At 64.6% G+C, this 17395-nt stretch carries 17 protein-coding genes; 7 read left to right on the top strand and 10 right to left on the bottom strand.

Annotated elements, in window-relative coordinates; all coding sequences use genetic code 11:
* The first annotated feature begins 3 nt into the window (after window positions 1-3).
* The 3 genes from QP996_RS02685 (at window position 4) to QP996_RS02675 (ending at window position 3360) form a co-directional block, all read left to right on the top strand.
* Entirely contained in the window at window positions 4-546 is a 543-nt protein-coding gene (locus QP996_RS02685; protein ID WP_284871087.1) for a pirin-like C-terminal cupin domain-containing protein, read from the top strand.
* Between the two features lie 85 nt (window positions 547-631).
* Window positions 632-2056, top strand: a complete 1425-nt coding sequence (gene dcuC / locus QP996_RS02680) for a C4-dicarboxylate transporter DcuC (RefSeq protein ID WP_284871086.1) — start codon at window positions 632-634, stop codon at window positions 2054-2056.
* Window positions 2057-2073: 17 nt separating this feature from the next.
* Window positions 2074-3360, top strand: coding sequence for an IS1096 element passenger TnpR family protein (locus tag QP996_RS02675; protein ID WP_284871085.1), 1287 nt, complete (start codon window positions 2074-2076; stop codon window positions 3358-3360).
* A 181-nt stretch (window positions 3361-3541) separates the two neighbouring features.
* Here QP996_RS02675 and QP996_RS02670 read toward each other — a convergent pair whose 3' ends face one another.
* From QP996_RS02670 to QP996_RS02660, 3 genes are read right to left on the bottom strand one after another with little or no spacing between them, the layout of a single operon-like run.
* Entirely contained in the window at window positions 3542-3856 is a 315-nt protein-coding gene (locus tag QP996_RS02670) for a DUF202 domain-containing protein (RefSeq protein ID WP_284871084.1), read from the bottom strand.
* Window positions 3853-4218, bottom strand: a complete 366-nt coding sequence (locus QP996_RS02665) for a YidH family protein (RefSeq protein ID WP_284871083.1) — start codon at window positions 4216-4218, stop codon at window positions 3853-3855. Before QP996_RS02665 ends, QP996_RS02670 begins: the two co-directional genes overlap by 4 nt.
* The gene (locus QP996_RS02660) at window positions 4215-4721 is read right to left on the bottom strand and encodes a VanZ family protein (RefSeq protein WP_284871082.1); all 507 of its coding nucleotides are present in this window, start codon (window positions 4719-4721) and stop codon (window positions 4215-4217) included. The genes QP996_RS02665 and QP996_RS02660 overlap by 4 nt, the downstream gene beginning before the upstream one ends.
* A gap of 35 nt (window positions 4722-4756) precedes the next feature.
* On the opposite strand from QP996_RS02660, the gene QP996_RS02655 reads away from it, so the two are divergent.
* Window positions 4757-5695, top strand: a complete 939-nt coding sequence (locus QP996_RS02655; protein WP_284871081.1) for an acrylyl-CoA reductase family protein — start codon at window positions 4757-4759, stop codon at window positions 5693-5695.
* Here the strand turns inward: QP996_RS02655 and QP996_RS02650 are convergent.
* Window positions 5685-6680 (bottom strand): DUF2189 domain-containing protein, encoded by a 996-nt coding sequence (locus QP996_RS02650; protein ID WP_284871080.1) that lies wholly within the window; start codon window positions 6678-6680, stop codon window positions 5685-5687. The two genes, QP996_RS02655 and QP996_RS02650, sit on opposite strands and share 11 nt — an antisense overlap.
* A 415-nt stretch (window positions 6681-7095) precedes the next feature.
* Window positions 7096-9924: a leucine--tRNA ligase gene (gene leuS / locus QP996_RS02645; protein WP_284871079.1), complete on the bottom strand. Its 2829-nt coding sequence runs from the start codon at window positions 9922-9924 to the stop codon at window positions 7096-7098.
* A gap of 258 nt (window positions 9925-10182) precedes the next feature.
* Here leuS and QP996_RS02640 point away from each other — a divergent pair, with 258 nt between their 5' ends.
* Together QP996_RS02640 and QP996_RS02635 are read left to right on the top strand one after the other, a co-directional pair.
* Complete coding sequence (locus QP996_RS02640) at window positions 10183-10611, top strand: hypothetical protein (protein WP_284871078.1); 429 nt, start codon at window positions 10183-10185, stop codon at window positions 10609-10611.
* A gap of 146 nt (window positions 10612-10757) precedes the next feature.
* Window positions 10758-11174, top strand: a complete 417-nt coding sequence (locus tag QP996_RS02635; RefSeq protein ID WP_284871077.1) for a DUF488 domain-containing protein — start codon at window positions 10758-10760, stop codon at window positions 11172-11174.
* 3 nt (window positions 11175-11177) lie between these two features.
* On the opposite strand, the gene QP996_RS02630 is transcribed toward QP996_RS02635, so the two are convergent.
* Window positions 11178-12497, bottom strand: coding sequence for an amino acid permease (locus QP996_RS02630; RefSeq protein ID WP_284871076.1), 1320 nt, complete (start codon window positions 12495-12497; stop codon window positions 11178-11180).
* 170 nt (window positions 12498-12667) lie between these two features.
* Between QP996_RS02630 and QP996_RS02625 the strand changes: the two genes are divergently transcribed.
* Window positions 12668-13120, top strand: a complete 453-nt coding sequence (locus QP996_RS02625; RefSeq protein ID WP_284871075.1) for a hypothetical protein — start codon at window positions 12668-12670, stop codon at window positions 13118-13120.
* Here the strand turns inward: QP996_RS02625 and QP996_RS02620 are convergent.
* The 4 genes from QP996_RS02620 to QP996_RS02605 form a co-directional block, all read right to left on the bottom strand.
* Entirely contained in the window at window positions 13117-13620 is a 504-nt protein-coding gene (locus QP996_RS02620; RefSeq protein WP_284871074.1) for a flavodoxin domain-containing protein, read from the bottom strand. The genes QP996_RS02625 and QP996_RS02620 overlap by 4 nt on opposite strands.
* A 4-nt stretch (window positions 13621-13624) precedes the next feature.
* Window positions 13625-14662 (bottom strand): histidinol-phosphate transaminase, encoded by a 1038-nt coding sequence (locus QP996_RS02615; protein ID WP_284871073.1) that lies wholly within the window; start codon window positions 14660-14662, stop codon window positions 13625-13627.
* Window positions 14663-14675: 13 nt separating this feature from the next.
* Entirely contained in the window at window positions 14676-16067 is a 1392-nt protein-coding gene (locus QP996_RS02610; RefSeq protein WP_284871072.1) for an aromatic amino acid transport family protein, read from the bottom strand.
* A 67-nt stretch (window positions 16068-16134) separates the two neighbouring features.
* On the bottom strand, window positions 16135-17394 hold the full coding sequence (locus QP996_RS02605) for a M20 family metallo-hydrolase (RefSeq protein WP_284871071.1): 1260 nt from the start codon (window positions 17392-17394) through the stop codon (window positions 16135-16137).
* Window position 17395: the final 1 nt, after the last annotated feature.

Here is a 17395-nt window from a genome sequence, read left to right as displayed (position 1 = left end):
GCCATGTCATTCATTGAGCTGAACGCTGGCCCCTGGCGCGGGGTCGCATTCCTCAGGGGCCTCGGCGGACCCGACGACACTCCCGCGGGCTGCAAATCTTTCGCCTGGCGGCACGACGGCTCCGCACGCCTCGGCGGCGTGCTCGAGCGCGCGCAGGTGCAGGTGCTAATCGACGCTGAAGCGGTCCCCGACAAGATCCAGCGCGCCCAACCGGACGCGTTTGGCCTGCGCAGCGTAACCACCGAATCCGCGGGCGAGGCCTTCGTCTTCTCCGGGCGCATGTTCGGCCGCACCGGCGCCGTGGAAACCGACGAGCCCTGCGTGGCAGCCCAGCTGACCATCGCGCCGGAGACTGAGCTGGCGGTCACGGTCTACGAGGAGTTCGAGTACGCCGTGGTCGCCCCCGACGGCGACATCACCGTGAACAACACTCCGGTGCCGCCGCGCTCCGCCGGCATGCTGGACGCCGGCCACCGCACCCTGGGGCTGAAAAACCGCTCCGACGAAATCGCCCACGTACTCATCCTGGGCGGCCAGCCGGCGTAGTTCTGACGGCGGGTAACGCCGAGAGATTTGCCACACCCCGCGCATTCATCCTGCGGGGTGCGGCTTGACGCTGCATAATCGCTGCGTGCTTTACATTTTCTTTGCCATTCTCGCCGTCATTGCCGTCGGCTACTTCATTGCCAAAAAGGTCCACGCGGCCTCCTCCATTTTCGCCGTCGGCGTGCTGCTGCTGATGATCGCCGCAGCTACCGGGCGCATAGACCACTCCACCGCGGACATCGAGTCCTCCGGCAACGCGTTCTACGACGAGCTGCTGATCATCGAGTCCCTGTTCAAGTCCCGCTTCGCCGGCACCGGCATGGCGATCATGGTGCTTTTCGGTTTCGTCGGCTACATGCGCCACATCGGCGCCGACGCGAAAACGGTGGTGGCGCTGTCCAGCCCGCTGCGCCGCTTCCAAGGCTCCTACTGGCTCGTGCCCATCGGGTTTACCGTCGCCACGCTTTTGTCTTTCGTCGTGCCCTCTGCCAGTGCGTTGTCGCTGCTGCTCGTTGCCACGCTGATGCCCGCGCTGATCGCCGCGGGGCTGACGCCGCTGACCGTCGGCGCGATCGTCGCCACCGCCTCCACCATCGCCCCGTCGCCGCTGGAAGCGGGCCTGATCCAGGCCGCGGAACTGACCGGCATGACGGTGACCGAGTTCACCTTCGGCAACGTGGCCAAAGCCACCATCCCCGCCCTGGTGGTCATCGCGTTTACCCACATGTGGTGGCAGCACCGCTGCGATAAGAAAGACCTGGTCAAGTCCGGCGCGGGCGCGTCGGAGGCCGAGCTCGAAGCCGCCAAGGACAGCGAGTCCGACCGCCGCATCCGCGAAGCCGTGGAGCGCGCCGAAGGCCTGCCCGGCTTCTACGCCGTCCTGCCGCTTCTGCCGCTGCTTTTGATCATCGTCTCCGCCGCGCTGAACCGCCTCGGCGTAGTCTCCTTCGAGGCCGGCATCCTGCCCGTGACCGTGGTGTCCCTGATGGTCACCATGATCATCGAGGCCATCCGGCTGCGCGACGTCAACTACGCCGCCGACTCCCTCCAGGAGTTCTTCAAGGGCCTCGGCGAGGGAGCCGCCGGCGTGGTCTCCCTCATCGTCGCCGCCGCCATCCTGGTGGAGGGCATCACCCAGATGGGCGTGATCGAGGCTCTGACCAACCTGGCGCAGGCCTCCTCCGGCGCCGCCGTGCTGATGGTGCTGGTGTTCGTGCTGGCCACCGCCACGATGGCGCTGCTCACCGGCTCCGGTGTGGCGCCCTACTTCGCGTTCTCCGAGATGGTGCCCGGCATCGCCGCCGACTCCGCCGTGTCCGCCCCGCAGATGCTCACCTCCATCTGGGCCGCCTCCAACACCATGCGCCAGGCCTCCCCGGTCAACGCCGCAGTGCTCATCGTCGCGGGTGCGCTAAAGGTCAACCCGATCGACGTGGTCCGCCGCACCGCCGTGCCGCTGACCGCGGGCGCGCTGACTGCCGTCGTGTGCGCCTTCCTGTTCGTGGTTTAGGCCGTAAGGTTGCCGGTATGACCGTTTCAGTGCTCATGATCGTGGAGGGCACCTCGCCCGAAATTTCCCGCTGCGTCAACGTCGAGGAGACCATGACGCTGGGCGAGTTGTCGCAGATCATCGACGCCTCCCTCGGTTTCACCGGCGCCGCCACCCACCTCTACGTCAGCCAAGAGGGCGCGCAGCGCTCCGTCTTTACTGCCGCGCCCGGCCCCGGCGAGCACCAGGAAGACGAGCTCACGGTCGCCGAGATGCGGCCCATGACCTACGTCTACGACCCCGCCGCCAACTGGAACATCCACGTCGAGGTGTTAGGCCCCTCCAACATCGAGGGACCTACGCCCATGCTTATCGACGCAGCCGGGCCCGACGTCGTCGAAGCCTGCTCGGGGCCAGAGCTGATGACCACCTTCCGCCACCAGGCGCGCCTGTTGGCCGCGGGCATCGAGCCGGACTTGGAGACCATCACCCTGATGTTTTCCTACCTGCCCGTCATGCCGCCGGAGCGCATGCTCGACCGCATGACGCAAGCCGACCCGGTGTCCGTGGCCACCCGCATCGGCAATGTCGCCGAAGAAATGTTCTTCGACGAGGTCGCAGCCGCCGACGAAGGCAGCGAAGGACCCGGCCTGGCCCAGCACTTCGACGACTTCCTCCAGTCCCGCCCGGACCTGCTCCAGATCATCGACATGGACCCGCATCCGGAGCGCAACCCCACCATGATCAACGCCGTGACCGAGTTCTTCGGCGACATGCTCGGTGGGCTGGACGGGGTGGAGGTGCCGAGCTCCTTCGACGATCTACCCCAGATGACCCTCACCGGTGTGGTCGCGCAGCTGGTGGAGCTGTTCGCCGACGGCGTCACGTTGGAAAGGGGAGTCCTGCCACCCGAAGCCGCGCGCGAGATCGTCGAGATCACCGAGCTGCCAAACCCCGAAGATGTCTCGGACGTGCTTGTCGAGTCCGGGTTTTTGAAAAAGCGCAAGGGCGTCATCACCCCCACGAAGGCGGGCGAGAAGTACCTGGCTGGCGGTTCCCGCTCCGCTTTCTTCGCCGACCACTCCCGCCGCCTGTTCGAAGCGCTGGTGGGACGGGATTTTTGGGAAGCGACTGTCGAGTGGTTCGTTGGCGAAGGGGGTGCCACACCACCCGAACCTTTTGACTTCCTCATCCCCTGGCTCTACGCCTTCTGCGTCGTGGAGGAAATCTCCCCCGGCCACTCCGGCCTCTCCGACCAGGGCCGCACGATGATGCTCAAGCACCTGGAGATCTACCGGGACGCAAAGCGCTTCCGGAACGGCTAGCCGTCCCCGGCTCCCATGCGGAATTTGTTCACTAGCACATGAACTAATCCCCGACACCGGTCTCCGTGACCTGGGGAAAGTGAACAAATCACCCCTCCCAGGGAAACTAGTTCACCCGCAGGCCGGTGGGCAGTGAACAAATTCCGAGCGGGGCAGCGGCGGGGCGGCGGAAGCGAGCCGCTCACACCACCACCAGGTACAGCCCCAGCCCGCCGGTGCCGAGCATCATCGCGGTCAGCAGAAACACGGCGGCGGCGTTGGGGGCGCTGCGCTCGTTAGCAAGCGCGGAGGCTTCGAAGCGGTACGCTCGCCGGTTCAGCGCCACGATCACCAGCGCGCCCGCCGCCAGCGCCACCGACGCCACCACGATCAGCGCCGGGTAGGCACCGGCCCACCGCAGCAGTGTGGCCGCGCAGACGAGCATGGCCAGCGCGGTGCGCGTCCAGCTCATGGCGGTGCGTTCCGGCTGCAGGCCGGGGTCGGCGACGGCGATCATGCGAGCAGGCTCACCGCGACAACCACCGCCGCGACAAACACCACCACGCACAGAACGGGGATGATGGCGGGGGCGGGCAGGGGCTCGTCGTGACGCAAGGCCCGCTCGATGCGCACCCAGCGCACCGCCGCACCTGCGGAGATGGCCATGGCGATCACGATGACCGCAGCCGCCGCGATCTTGCGCACGCCGGGTTCGATGCCAGGCAGCTCGAACGCCTCGAGAGCGATCCCGCCGGCGAGAAACGCCAGCGCGGTGCGGGTCCAGGCGAGGAAGGTGCGCTCGTTGGCCAGCGTGAAGCGCGGGTCCGGCTCCCCGCCGGTGGGGAAGACCCGCCTGGTAAACCATCCGCGCTCGCTCATGCGCTCAACCCTAGCGCCGCCCACACGATGAGCACGACCGCGCCCGCCGCGGCGATGCACCACAGCACCGTTGCGCGATTGCTTCTCGACGTCCCCGCGGCCACCCCCGCACCGATCCAAGCACCGGCGACGTTGCAGAGCACGTCGTCAGTATCGCTGTAGCCCCAGGAAAAGAGGTACTGCGCGACCTCGATGCCCAGGCTGCACACCAGCCCGACCAGCACCGCGCGCGCCACCGAACCCCGGTTGGCGATGAAGCCGACCGGGGCGAACAGCGCGATGTTGCCGAACAGGTTCAGCCACGGCCCCCACCACACGCGCGCGTACTCGAAGGTTTCCAGCGGGTTCAGGCGCACCTGGCTGAGCTGGTGCGCCTCCGCCGACCACAGCCCCGGGATGGACACGAACGCCTTGCCCACCGTGAAGGCGAGCACGACCAGGGCAGTCACGACCACCGCCGCGAGGTGGGCGGCGGTGGTGTTGGCTTTGCTCGTTGATTTCACCCGCCCCACCGTAGTGTCGGCCTATGCTGGCGACCATGAACCGCAGCTTGATTGTCACTGAAAATGGACCGGAGATCGTAGAAACGCAGGCGGCATTCGCGGGCGAGGGCGACACCCTGATCAACGTGAGCCACTCCTCGGTGAACTACAAGGACGCGATGGCGCTTTCGGGCAACCGCGGCATCCTGCGCGAACTGCCGACGGTGCCGGGCATCGACGCGGTGGGCACCCTCGAGGACGGCACGCTCGTCACCGTCAACGGCCGCGGCATCGGCGAGCGCCGCCACGGCGGCTACACCCCGCAAATGCGCATCGACGCTAAAGACATCACCCGCGTGCCGGAGCGCTTCACCGCGGAGGATGCGGCCGCGATCGGCACCGCGGGATACACCGCCGCACTTTCGGTCGCAGGCCTGGAGCGGGCCGCACTTTCGCCTATCGACGGCCCCGTGCTCGTCACCGGCGCCACCGGCGGCGTCGGCTCCATTGCCGTGCAGCTTTTGGCCGCCCGCGGCTATGAGGTGTGGGCGTTGACGGGGCGCGTCGATAAGCATGGCGCCTGGCTGAAGGAACTCGGCGCCGCCGAGGTTGTGGACCGCGCCGAGTTCGCCGAGGCCGGCAAGCCGCTGCAGAAGGCACGCCTGGCGGGCGTGGTGGACACCGTCGGCTCGACCGTTTTGGCCAACGCGCTGTCGCAGCTGCAGTGGGGCGGCGTGGCCACCGCCTGCGGCATGGCCGCCGGCAACGACCTGCCCGCCAGCGTCCTGCCGTTCATCCTGCGCGGGGTGCAACTGGTGGGAATCAACTCCGTCGACGCGCCGAACAAGCTTCGCGACGAAGCGTGGTCGCTCCTCGACGAGTCCGTAGACACCAACGCCATCCGCACCGAGGAAGTCGGATTGGATGGCGTGGCGGAAGTTGGGCGTGCGCTGCTCGATGGTGGGTGGAGCGGACGCACCGTCGTTAAGCTGTAGCTTCCTTGGGCACCGGACCGCCGGAAATCTGGCGGTACGCGTGCGCCGCGGCGAGCATCGTGCCGGGCAGGGTCACAATTAGGCCGACGAAAAACAGCGCCCCACCAACGAGGTTGATCAACCCGGCGAGCACCACGAAGCCCAAAATCTTCAGGTAATTCGACGCACCAGCCTTGAAACCGGCGGAAATAGCATGGCCGAACGAGCCGTTATTATCCGCCGCGTACCACGTCTGGAACGAGAAAAACGGCAGCACCAGCAGTCCAATCACGCCGGTGACAGCCAGCGCGCCCAGAACCGGACGCAGCAAATTCCACATCTCCCCCGGGCTGAGGTTTTCCGGGTTATCCGGCAGCGTGGTCGGATCGATGGAGGTCAGCGCGCCGAACGCGAGCACCATGATCAGGATCATAGAGAAAATCATGGCCACCACGCCGAGCAGCGCCGTCACGCCCAGCGTCTTGCCGTACGCCGGCGCCTTCGCCTCGTTGTACGTGAACTGCCTCACCAGCGTCTGCTGCAACGCCACGCCAACCATCCACGGGGCGAGCAGCAGCATGCCGATCGAGCCGATCATCGACCCCGCGCCCGGCAAAAACTGGCCCAGTACCGCGAGCACCGTGTAGGCCACGCCCAGCGGGATCCACAGCTTGGCGTTGGCGAACAGAGCCTTGCCGCCCCAGCTCAGCGCCTCCATGACATCGAGCTTGCCGTTGCCCTTCACGTGGAACCAGCCGTTCGACGCCGGATCGTTGATCGGGTGCGGCGAAGCGCCGTCACCGGGGGCGTTGTCGGTGAGCTGCTGGCCGTGGAAGCGCAGCGCGGAGGCGCCAGCCATCGACGCCGCGCTGTTTACCTCGAAGGCGTCGTAGGTGTGCTCGGTGTTCTGGGTGTTGTAGGCCGGGTAGCCGCCGTTCTCCGGGTGGCTGCCTTCGGGGTGCTCCGGGTACGGCTCGTACCCGCCGCCGTTATAAGGGGTGGACATGCACTCATCCTTCGTGATCGTCGGTTTTGTTCACTCGGGATTTTATCAGCCACACCAGTCACAGACCCGGGCAGCGGGCGGGGTCCGGACGGCCGGGGTCCTGACACATTACGACAGCCGTTTGCGCCGACCTGGGGGTTTGGGGGCCGCCTGACAGATTCAGCCGCGATGTGTCGGGATGAGTGGCGCGGGGCAGGCCCCGGCCCGCCCGATTTTCGCCGCCCAGGCAAATTCATTCACCACGCGATGAATAGATCCCCCTCGTGGGAGTAGCGACCTGGGGAAAATGAACAAATCAACCGCTCAAAAAGGGATTTGTTCACCGAGGAGGCCCCGGCGGGTGAATAAATTGGGGCGGGCCTGGGCCGGGGCGGGGCCGGGCGGCCCCGCCCCGCAGGCACCCGACGCGAACCCCCTACTTGACCACCAGGTTGACCATGCGGCCCGGGATGGCGATGACCTTCACCACGTTCTTGCCGGCGACCAGGTCGGCCACGCGCTCGTCGGCAAGTGCCGCGGCCTCGAGGTCGTCCTTGGAGGCGTCGGCGGCGACGTCGATGCGCGCCTTGACCTTGCCGTTGATTTGGACGGGCACTTCCACGGTGTCGTCGACAAGCCATTGCTCCTCGAACTCCGGGAACGGCTCGAACGTGATGGTCTCGGAGTGGCCCAACACAGACCACAGCTCCTCGGCGATGTGCGGCGCCAAGGGCGAGACCATCTGCACCAGCGGCTCGACGGCGGCGCGGGGCGCGCCGTTCGGGTAGGTCTTGGTCAGGTAGTTGACGTACTCGATGAGCTTGGCGGCGACGGTGTTGTCGCGCAGGTGCTCGTAGTCGTCGCGCACGCCGGCGATGGTGCGGTGCAGGTACTTAGAGTCCTCGTCCGAAAGCTCAGTGTCCACGACCGTGGCTTCACCGGTGGCCTCGTCCACCACCAGGCGCCACAGGCGCTGCAGGAAGCGGTGCGCGCCGACGACGTCCTTGGTCGCCCACGGGCGGGAGGTGTCCAGCGGCCCCATGGACATTTCGTAGACGCGCAGGGTGTCGGCACCGTACTCCTCCACGACGTCGTCCGGCGCGACGGAGTTCTTCAGGGACTTGCCCATCTTGCCGTACTCGCGGTTGACTTCGGCGCCGTTGTAGAAGAACTTGCCGTCCTTTTCCTCCACCTCGGCGGCCGGGACGTACACGCCGCGCGAATCCGTGTAGGCGTAGGCCTGGATGTAGCCCTGGTTGAACAGGCGGCGGTACGGTTCCTGGGAGGTGACAAAACCCAGGTCAAACAGCACCTTGTGCCAGAAGCGGGCGTACAGCAGGTGCAGCACCGCGTGCTCGACGCCGCCGACGTAGAGGTCCACGCCGCCCGGGTCGTTTTCGCCGTGCTCGTCGGGGCGCGGGCCCGTCCAGTAGCGCTCGTTCTCAATGTCCACCAGCGCGTCGGCGTTGGTCGGGTCGATGTAGCGCAGCTGGTACCAGGAGGAACCGGCCCACTGCGGCATCACGTTGGTGTCGCGCCAGTACTTCTGCTTGCCGTGGCCCAGGTCCAGCTCGACCTCGACCCAGTCGGTGGCCTTGGCCAGCGGCGGGGCGGGTTCGGAGTCGGCGTCGTCGGGGTCGAAGGCGACGGGGTTGTAGTCCTCCACCTCCGGCAGCTCCACCGGCAGCATGTCCTCGGGCAGCCCGTGCGCCTGACCGTTCTCGTCGTACACGATCGGGAACGGCTCGCCCCAGTAACGCTGGCGCGCGAACAACCAGTCGCGCAGTTTGTACTGGATCTTCTCGGAGCCCCTCTGCCTATCGACGAGCCAAAGGATCGCCCGCTCAATAGCCTCACCCTTGCCCAGGCCGTTCAAATCCAGACCGTCCTCGTTCGCGGAGTTGATGTGCTCCGCGTCGCCGGTGAACGCCGCCTCAGTAACATCACCGTCCAGAACCGGGGTGATGGGCAGGCCGAAGACGGAGGCGAACTCGTAGTCGCGCTCGTCGTGCGCCGGCACCGCCATGATCGCGCCGGTGCCGTAGCCGGTAAGCACGTAGTCGGCGATGAAGATCGGCACCTCCTCGCCGCTGACCGGGTTCACGGCGTAGGAGCCGAGGAACACGCCGGTCTTTTCCTTGTTTTCCTGGCGCTCCACGTCGGACTTCGCGGCAATCGAGCGCAGGTAGTTATCCACCGCCTCGCGCGGGGTGGCGGCGCCGCCGGTCCAGCGGCTATCCACGTCGGAGGGGTAGGAGGCGGTGACCAGCTCGTCGACAAGCTCATGCTCCGGCGCCAACACCACATAGGACGCGCCGAAGAGCGTGTCCGGGCGGGTGGTGAAGACCGTGATGTCGCCGGCGGGGGAGGCGAAGTGCACGTCCGCGCCGCGGGAACGGCCGATCCAGTTGCGTTGCATGCTCTTGACCTTTTCGGGCCATTCGAGCAGGTCGAGGTCGTCGAGCAGGCGGTCCGAGTAGTCGGTGATGCGCATCATCCACTGGCGCAGACGCTTGCGGAAGACGGGGTAGTTGCCGCGCTCCGAGCGGCCGTCGGCGGTGACCTCCTCGTTGGCCAGCACCGTGCCCAGGCCCGGGCACCAGTTGACCATGGAGTCGGAGAGGTAGACGAGGCGGAACTCGTCGATAGCCTTGTGCTTTTCCGCCGTGGTCAGGTCGCGGAAGTTGCGGCCGTCCTTCGTGGTGCGGGCGCCGGACATGAGGTCCTTGACCAAGTCCTCGATCGGGCGGGCCTTCTGCAGGTCCTCGTCGAACCAGGCGTTGTAAATCTGCAGGAAGATCCACTGCGTCCAGCGGTAAAACTCCGGGTCAGTGGTGGCCACGGAGCGGCGCGGGTCATGACCCAGGCCCAGCATGGCCAGTTGGCGGCGCATGTTGGCAATGTTCGCCTCCGTGGTCACGCGCGGGTGCGTGCCGGTCTGGATGGCGTACTGCTCCGCGGGGAGGCCGAACGCGTCATAACCCAGCGTGTGCAGCACGTTCTTGCCCAGCATGCGGTTGTAGCGCGCGAACACGTCCGTGGCGATGTAGCTCAGCGGGTGGCCCACATGCAGCCCCGCGCCCGAGGGGTAGGGGAACATGTCCTGGACGTTGAGTTTGTCGTCCGGGAGCGGCTCGCCGGTAGCAAGGTCGCCGACCGGGTTCGGGGCGTAAAACGTCTGGTTGTCGCGCCAGTACGCCTGCCACTTCTGCTCGATGGTGTTGGCCAGCTCGGCCGTATAGCGGTGCGGGGTCGCCTCAGTCATGGTTATGCAGTGTAGTTAAGGGTGTTTGGACGCAGGCGCCCGGCGCGGGGTCCGGGGCGGTTTCGCAAGATCTGACATCTGGGACAGACGTCCAGAATTAAACCTGCAGGTAGAACACTTATGTTTCTCCTCGCATGTAAACTTTTGCAAGCGGGCGGCGGCAACCCCGCAGGACACCCCCACTTCCAGAGTGGCGCCGGTGGGCATATATTCATTTTTGAACCTGTTGTTTTCCTGTCACAGACGAGGAGTTTCCCTGTGAAGAAGTTCGCGGCAGCCGCCCTGGCCGCAACCATGACCCTGTCCCTCGGCGCAGTTGAAGCCCAGGCTGCGTCGAACACGATGACCAACTACAACTTCGGCTGCCGTGTCGTCACTCCGCTGGGCACCGACAACACCACCCCGGACGAGGCCGAGCAGTTCCTCGCCAACGACCCGGAGAAGCTCGCGAACGCCGTCATGACGTCTTCCTACCTCGCTGAGGCGTTTGGCTCCAGCGACTCCGCCACGATCGAGGGGCGCGAGACCGTCAACGCCTACAAGGCTTGCGTCGACCGTAAGAACTACAAGACCACCCCGATGACCGACGGTACCAAGGCCGGCATCATCGCCGGTACCGTGATCGTTGGCCTGCTCGCACTTGGCGGCGCCGCTTGGCCATTCATCCAGCCGTTCCTGCCGTTCTAGTCCCGCACTAGACCAGCGCACTTTAGCGGCCGTCCTCTCGCAAGACGGCCGCTTTTTCGTTGGCCAGCACCAATTGTTGGTCCTCCCGGAATTGTCCGCAACGCGGAGTCCGCAACCTTGGATCCAAGGCCGCTACAGTTGCAAACATGCGGCTCTACACCATCGGCTACAGCAAGAAGACCGCTGAGGAGTTCTTCGACATCCTGCGGGACAACGGCGTAAAGCAGATCGTGGATATCCGGCGGCACAACACGAACCAGCTCGCCGGATTTACCAAACAGTCGGACCTGCCGTGGTTTCTCGACACCATCGCGGGCATCGGCTACTCCCACGAGCTGGCGCTGGCGCCCAGCGAGGACCTCATGCGCGCGTACCGAAAGGAGGGCCTGCCGTTCGACGAGTTTGCGGAGCAGTTGCGCGCCGAGTTCGCCGAGCGCGAGATGCCCAAGCTTATCGACGGCTCCGCCCTCCTCTGCTCAGAGCCCGACCCCGCCGAATGCCACCGCTCCGTGGCTGCGCAATATCTGGCGGAGAAGGGTGACGTTGAGGTCGTGCACCTCTAGGTTCTAGCCCGCGAACATCTGCCAGATGGCCACGCACATGATCACGGTGCCCAGCACGAACACGAACCAGGTTTCGGGCTTGTTGGCGTAGCGCTTGTAGTCCTTGGCGTAGCGGAACAACAGCATCGGCACGATGTACACCAAGAATGTGATGAACACGCCGCCGACCACGGAGATCAGGTCCAGGATCGACGGGTTGAGGATGCCGGCGATCACCGTGGTGACGAAGATGAAGACGTAGATGCCCCAGCGCAGCTTCTTCGGGTCCAGTCGCTCTGCTGCACCCGGCGCGACGGCGCGCACCAGGTAGGTGGTGCCTTCCTCGGCGCCCATGACGTGGCCGAAGTAGGACGACGCAATCGCGCAGAGGGCAACGATCGGGGAGAGGATGGCCAAAAACGGCGTGTCGGTCTCGTTGGCCAGGTAAGACAGCACGGGGATGTTCTGCTCGCGGGCGGCGTCCATGCCGTCGGCACCCAGCGCCAGGGTGCAGGACCACACGAAGAACATGGTGAACACCACCAGCAGGCCAGTAGTGATGGCCTCAGTCTTCACCACGGCCTTCTTGGTGGACTCCAGGTCATCCGGGTACTTCTTCTGCACGTCTAGGGCGAACTGCGACATCGCCGGCATGTGGTTGAAGGAGAACACGAACACCGGCAGGATCAGCAGCATCGCCTTCCAGAACGGCACGTCGGACTCGTAGGAGCGGAAGCTGGCCAGGTCCCACTGGGGGATGAGGTAGAACGACACCGCGGCCAACGCGATGATCAGGGGGTAGACCAGCATGTTGGCAAAGGCCAGGGTGGCCTTCTTGCCCAGCGCGTAGGCGCCGGTGAGCACGCCGACACACAGGAGGGCCATGAGCCAGCGCGGCACTTCGGGGCCATTGAGCTGGTTGACCACGAAGCTGTCCATCGTGTTGGTAATACTCACGCCGTAGATGAGCACGATGGGATAGATGGACAGCCAGTACATCAGGCCCGTCATCAGGCCGCGGTTGCGGCCGGCAAGGGCGGTGACCACCTGCAGCACGTCCAGGCCCTTGACCGGGGAGGCGGCCACGATGCGGGCGTAGGTGCGGTGCGAGAAGAACACCATCGGGCCGATGAAGAGGGTGATCAGCAGCAGCGGGACGAAGCCGAAGCTGCCGGCGTCGATGGGAAGGAACAGGATGCCGGCGCCGACGGCGGTGCCGAACAGGGTGAGAGCCCAGGACAGGGTGCCGCCATCGGGGACGGCGCCGGACCGGTTTTCCTCCACCTGCCGCTTGTCGGCGACGGTGAGGTGTTCCAAATTGAACTCTTTGCCCGCAGTGGTCAAAGGTACTCCTTAACACATGAGTGGTATAAGCCACACGAATGATAAGGCAATGCGGCGTGCAGTAATAACCGGGGAGTCCACAGGCACAAAAGGCGACCCTTCGCGGACAACCGTCAAGGCAGGGGGTTATATTGATTACAATTGTTCCCCGCCCCTGAACAGGAGTTTCCATGAAGAAGTTCACCGCAGCCGCGCTCGCCGCCTCCATGGCCGTCACCTTGGCCACCGGGCCTGCCGACGCCGCCTCCAACACCATGGCCGGCAACAAGAACCTGCCGGTGTGCAAGCTCGAGCTCGACGGCATTGGGTCGAAGAACGTGGCGCAGGAGATCGTCGCAAAGCAGGGCGTTGAAGGCGTCGAGCTGAACCGCCTCACGGGTGTGCAGCGCACCTCCGCGGCCGTCGGCGAGGCGTTCGGCTCCTCCGACACCTCGGCGCAGCAGAAAGCCAACAACGCCCAGGCCGTACAGGCGTGCCTCGACGGCGAGGACTACAAGTCCGAGCCGCTGGAAGCGGGCATCAAGGGCGGCATCATCGCCACCGTCGTGCTCGCGGTGCTGGGCCTGATCGCCAACTTCGCGGTGCAGTCCGGCGCAATCCAGCTGCCGAAGCTCGGCCGCTAGGCGCGCTGCGCCCACTCCACCACCGGATCAAGGAGCGTCAGGTCCACACGGTCCGTGTCCCGGCCGTAGCTGTCCACCATCGCCTGCTCGTTCTCGGTGCGCTGGCGCTTGAGCCGCAGCGCGCCCACCAGCGCTTTCATCGCCCACCGGTGGGCGGTGGTCAGCTCCGAGTACTTCAACCTGCCAGGCAGGTAAAAGCGGGTTACTTGCCCCGCGCGGTTTCCGAGGAGGGCGCCGGAAGCGTCGTCGTGCCTTGCGGCGTCGACAAGCGTCATGCCGACAGTGACCAAAGCCAACGGACGATCAATCGCCGGCAGTGATTTGATGAAGCGCACGCCCGGATGCGAGGGGCCGTGGACTGGAGAGAGGACGACGACGGGGCCGCCGGTGGCGTCGAGGGTGGCGGGCAGCTCGCGCGCGACGGTGCCGAGGCGGCCGGCCAGTTCCTCGGCGTACTGGCGAGTGGAGCCATAGAACGTGGTGTAGAAGACACTGGTCATAGCCTCATTTTATGGCAGGTAAACCCGCGCGTCTCCATGCTTCGAGGAACTGATCCGTCTCCGCCTCATCGGTGATGCTCACGCGCGCTCCCGAATCCGGATAGCTGCGGATGATGACACCCTCGGCGCTAATTTTTTGTTCGATCTCAGCTCCGTTTTCACCCGGAATCCAGACGAAGTTTCCGTGAGAGCGCTGCAGACCAAGCGCCTCAGAGACCCGGTCACGCTGGGCTTGTGTCTCTTTCACTCGCACCATGAGCTCATCGTGCGCCTCCAGCGAAGCGACGGCCGCGAGCTCGGACAGCTCTGTGACGGTGAGGGGAAGGGCGACGAGCCCGAGCGAGCGAATCAACTCCGGGTTGCCGAAGCCGTAGCCGACACGCAACCCCGCCAGGCCGTAGGCTTTGGAAAACGTGCGCGCGCCAATGAGGTTGGGATACTTTGCGATCTCTTCGACGCCGTCCGGAGTGTCTTCGGCATCGTTGAACTCGTAATACGCCTCATCCAACACCACCACGATGTCTTCCGGGACCCGCCGCATGAATTCGGTGAACTCGTCTTTGGTGATGGTCAGGCCGGTGGGATTATTCGGGTTGCAAATGATAATCAGACGGGTGCGGTCTGTGATCGCGTCTGCAACCGCATTCAAATCAATCGCTTCGTCCTCACCGAGCGGCACCTTGACCGGGGTGGCCCCGCCGACTCGAGCGTAAAGCGGGTAGGCCTCGAAGCTGCGCCAGGGAAACAGGACCTCGTCACCTGTAGAACAAGTCATCAAAACGGCTTGTTGGATCACCGCCGATGCCCCGGGCGTGACCACGACCTGTTCCTCCGCCAACCCGAGACGAGCAGCCAAGGCTTTACGTAGCACTGGCGACCCGGAAATGGGGTACCGGTTCGCCCGTAACGCCGATTCACGAATGGCTTCCAGTGCGGTAGGCAGGGGACCAAAATTTGCCTCGTTGGCGGACAACTTCAGTTTTGTTTCGTCGGATTTTCCGGGCTTGTAGTCCGGGAAGAGGGAAAGATCTGCGCGAAGCACAAGCGGTCCTTTCTTAGAACATTTGCCAGATAGTCACGCCCATGATGATCAAGCCCATGACGAGGACGAAGATCGTGTCTGGGCGGCGAGCGTAATGTTTGAACGCGGTGGCCTTGTTAAACAGCAGGTTGGGCACGATGTAGACGAGGAAGGCGACGAAGATACCGCCGACCGCGGAGATCAGCGTCAGAATCGACGGGTTGATTACCGCCACCAGCACCGTTGTGACAAACACGAAGACGTAGATGCACCAGCGCAGCGCCTGCGGGTTGATCCTGTCCGCCACTCCCGGAGCCGCCACGCGGATGAGATAAGAGGTTCCCTCCTCAGTGCCCAGCATGTGGCCGAAGTAGGAAGATGCGATCGCGCAGATGGCGATCACCGGGCTGATCACCGCCATGAATGGGGTGCTGGTGACGTTGGCGAAGTAGGAAAGGATCGGGATGTTCTGTGCGCGGGCCTCATCCATGCCCTCCGCGCCAAGAGTCAACGAGCAGGACCACACGAAGAACATGGTGAAGAACACGAGCATGGTCGCGGTGATCAGCTCAATCTTGGACACTTCACGCTCGGTCGCCGCGACATCGCCCTTCTTCTTCTTTTGCACGTCAAGGGCGAACTGGGACAGCGCCGCCATGTGGCTGAAGGAGAACACCATCACCGGCAGAAGTAACAGCAGCGACTTCCAGAGCGGAGTCCCCGAGTCGTACTCCATGAAGCCGGCAAGATCCCACTTCGGAATGAGATAGATCGACACCGCGGCGAGTGCGATGATCAGGGGATAGACCAGGATGTTTGCCAGCCACAACGTCGCTTTCTTCCCCAAGGCGAAAGCACCCGTCATCAGGCCCACGCAAATCGTTGCCAACACAACACGGTTCACGTGCGGGCCGTTGAGCTGGTTTACGATCATGCTGTCCACGGTGTTGGTGATGGAGATGCCATAGATCAGCACCGTCGGGTAGATAGCCAGCCAGTAGAGGATGGCTGTAGCTAGGCCGCGCTTGCGCCCAGTCAAGGCTGTGACGACCTGCAAGACATCCAGACCCTTCTCTGGGGACGCGGACACGATGCGTGCATACGTGCGGTGAGAGAAAAACACGAGCGGCAGCACGAGGAACGTGGCAATGAGTAGCGGCCAGAACCCGAAACTTCCGGCGTCAATGGGCAAGAACAGGATGCCGGCGCCGACAGCTGTGCCGAACAAGGTAATGGCCCATGACAAGAAGTTGCCGTCGGGAACGTCACCGGCCCGGTTTTCCTTGATTACCTCAGCGTCAGCCGCAGAGAGCTGGTCCATCTGAAACTCGGCTCGGGACTGTGCGATGTGCTCGTCGCTGTGCAGCTGAGGCAGACCGTCATTTATGTTTTCGCCGGAAGAAGATCGGCTAAACGCAGTGGACATGATTTGTGGGTCCTTTTCGTAGGGGCTATTGCAATCTGGAATGGTCGGTGGTTGTCAGCGTTTGAGCTCAGCGTTCATCGGGTGCGAGCTTGCCTGCTGCGAGTTCTTCGAGCACCCGTGTAAGCAGAGCCAGTCCGGCGAGGCAGTCTTCGTCCGTGGTGTACTCGGCCTCGTTGTGGGATATGCCGTCGACGCTGGGGATGAACAGCATGACGGTGGGATAGTGCTCCTTCATGTTCGTTGAGTCGTGGCCCGCCACCGTGAAGATCTCCTGATGCGACAATCCAAGCTCTTCTGCGCACGTGCGTGCCAGCTTCACGCCGGCCTCGGGGTAGGGGTTGAGCGTCCATTCGTGTGTGAGCTCGAGGTCAACGTCGACCTTGGCCTCGTCGGAGGCCGCCGCAACGATCTCGTCGACACGCGCCTGTGCCTTCTCTAGCACCTCAGCGGAAGGGGATCTCAGATCGACGTTGAAACGGACCTCGCGCGCAATGGTCACCGGCGAATTGGGCTCCAGCGTGAGCTGCGAAACCGACGCCTGCAACTGCCCTTCTTCAAATTCTTCTGTAAGACGGCGCACGCCAGCAATCACCAACGAGGCCCCGAACAGTGCGTCGCGACGGTCCCGCATCATGGTGGATCCAGTGTGGCCCTGTTCTCCATGAACTGTGGCGGCGAACTTGCGCGCACCCCAGGTGGCGGTGACCAGGCCGATCTGGTTGCCGTTGTCTTCGAGTTCCCGACCTTGTTCAACGTGGATTTCGGCGTAGGTTGCCAGCTCCGGAACGTCGATGAGCGGTGCCCACTTCGCTGCATCAATGGCCTCGCCCGCGGTCATTCCTTGCAGGTCTGTGGCTGCACGCGCAGTAGTGAGGTCGAGGGCGCCGGTAAAGACGGAGCTGCCCATCATTGACGGCGCGAAGCGGGAGCCTTCCTCGTTGAACCAATTCACCACCGCGAGGTTGAACCGGGGTGCCAGCTCGCCGCTCTTCGCTTTTGCGGCCACGCGCGCGGCAGCGTGAGCGCCGGCGAGAACGCCATAGGCGCCGTCGAAGCGGCCCGCGAGCGGCTGCGAGTCCAGGTGTGATCCCACAGCGACGTAAGGGGCGCCCGGCACCAGCTCAAACAGGCCGTACTGGTTGCCAATCTCGTCGAAGCCGACTTCCGCGCCGAAACCCTCGAGCACGCCGGTGAACCAGGCACGGTTTTTTACGTCGCCCTCGCTTGCGGCCTGGCGCTCCACGCCGCCGCCGGGGGTTGCGCCGTTCTTGCTCATCGCCGCGAAATCCGAGAGGAACCGCTCATCTGTTGGCTGAATGGTCTGCATT

The organism is Corynebacterium sp. MSK008 (assembly GCF_030232585.1).
In the GTDB taxonomy this organism is placed as follows: Bacteria; Actinomycetota; Actinomycetes; order Mycobacteriales; family Mycobacteriaceae; genus Corynebacterium.
This window is presented reverse-complemented; position numbering and strand designations above follow the sequence as displayed.

Coding starts and splice junctions, on each gene's coding strand:
- QP996_RS02635 (WP_284871077.1), top strand. CDS start 10,758: ATGCGGCTCTACACCATCGGCTACAGCAAGAAGACCGCTGAGGAGTTC.
- QP996_RS02670 (WP_284871084.1), bottom strand. CDS start 3,856: ATGATCGCCGTCGCCGACCCCGGCCTGCAGCCGGAACGCACCGCCATG.
- QP996_RS02605 (WP_284871071.1), bottom strand. CDS start 17,394: ATGCAGACCATTCAGCCAACAGATGAGCGGTTCCTCTCGGATTTCGCG.
- QP996_RS02655 (WP_284871081.1), top strand. CDS start 4,757: ATGAACCGCAGCTTGATTGTCACTGAAAATGGACCGGAGATCGTAGAA.
- QP996_RS02650 (WP_284871080.1), bottom strand. CDS start 6,680: ATGTCCACCCCTTATAACGGCGGCGGGTACGAGCCGTACCCGGAGCAC.
- leuS (WP_284871079.1), bottom strand. CDS start 9,924: ATGACTGAGGCGACCCCGCACCGCTATACGGCCGAGCTGGCCAACACC.
- QP996_RS02665 (WP_284871083.1), bottom strand. CDS start 4,218: ATGAGCGAGCGCGGATGGTTTACCAGGCGGGTCTTCCCCACCGGCGGG.
- QP996_RS02610 (WP_284871072.1), bottom strand. CDS start 16,067: ATGTCCACTGCGTTTAGCCGATCTTCTTCCGGCGAAAACATAAATGAC.
- QP996_RS02685 (WP_284871087.1), top strand. CDS start 4: ATGTCATTCATTGAGCTGAACGCTGGCCCCTGGCGCGGGGTCGCATTC.
- QP996_RS02675 (WP_284871085.1), top strand. CDS start 2,074: ATGACCGTTTCAGTGCTCATGATCGTGGAGGGCACCTCGCCCGAAATT.
- QP996_RS02625 (WP_284871075.1), top strand. CDS start 12,668: ATGAAGAAGTTCACCGCAGCCGCGCTCGCCGCCTCCATGGCCGTCACC.
- QP996_RS02620 (WP_284871074.1), bottom strand. CDS start 13,620: ATGACCAGTGTCTTCTACACCACGTTCTATGGCTCCACTCGCCAGTAC.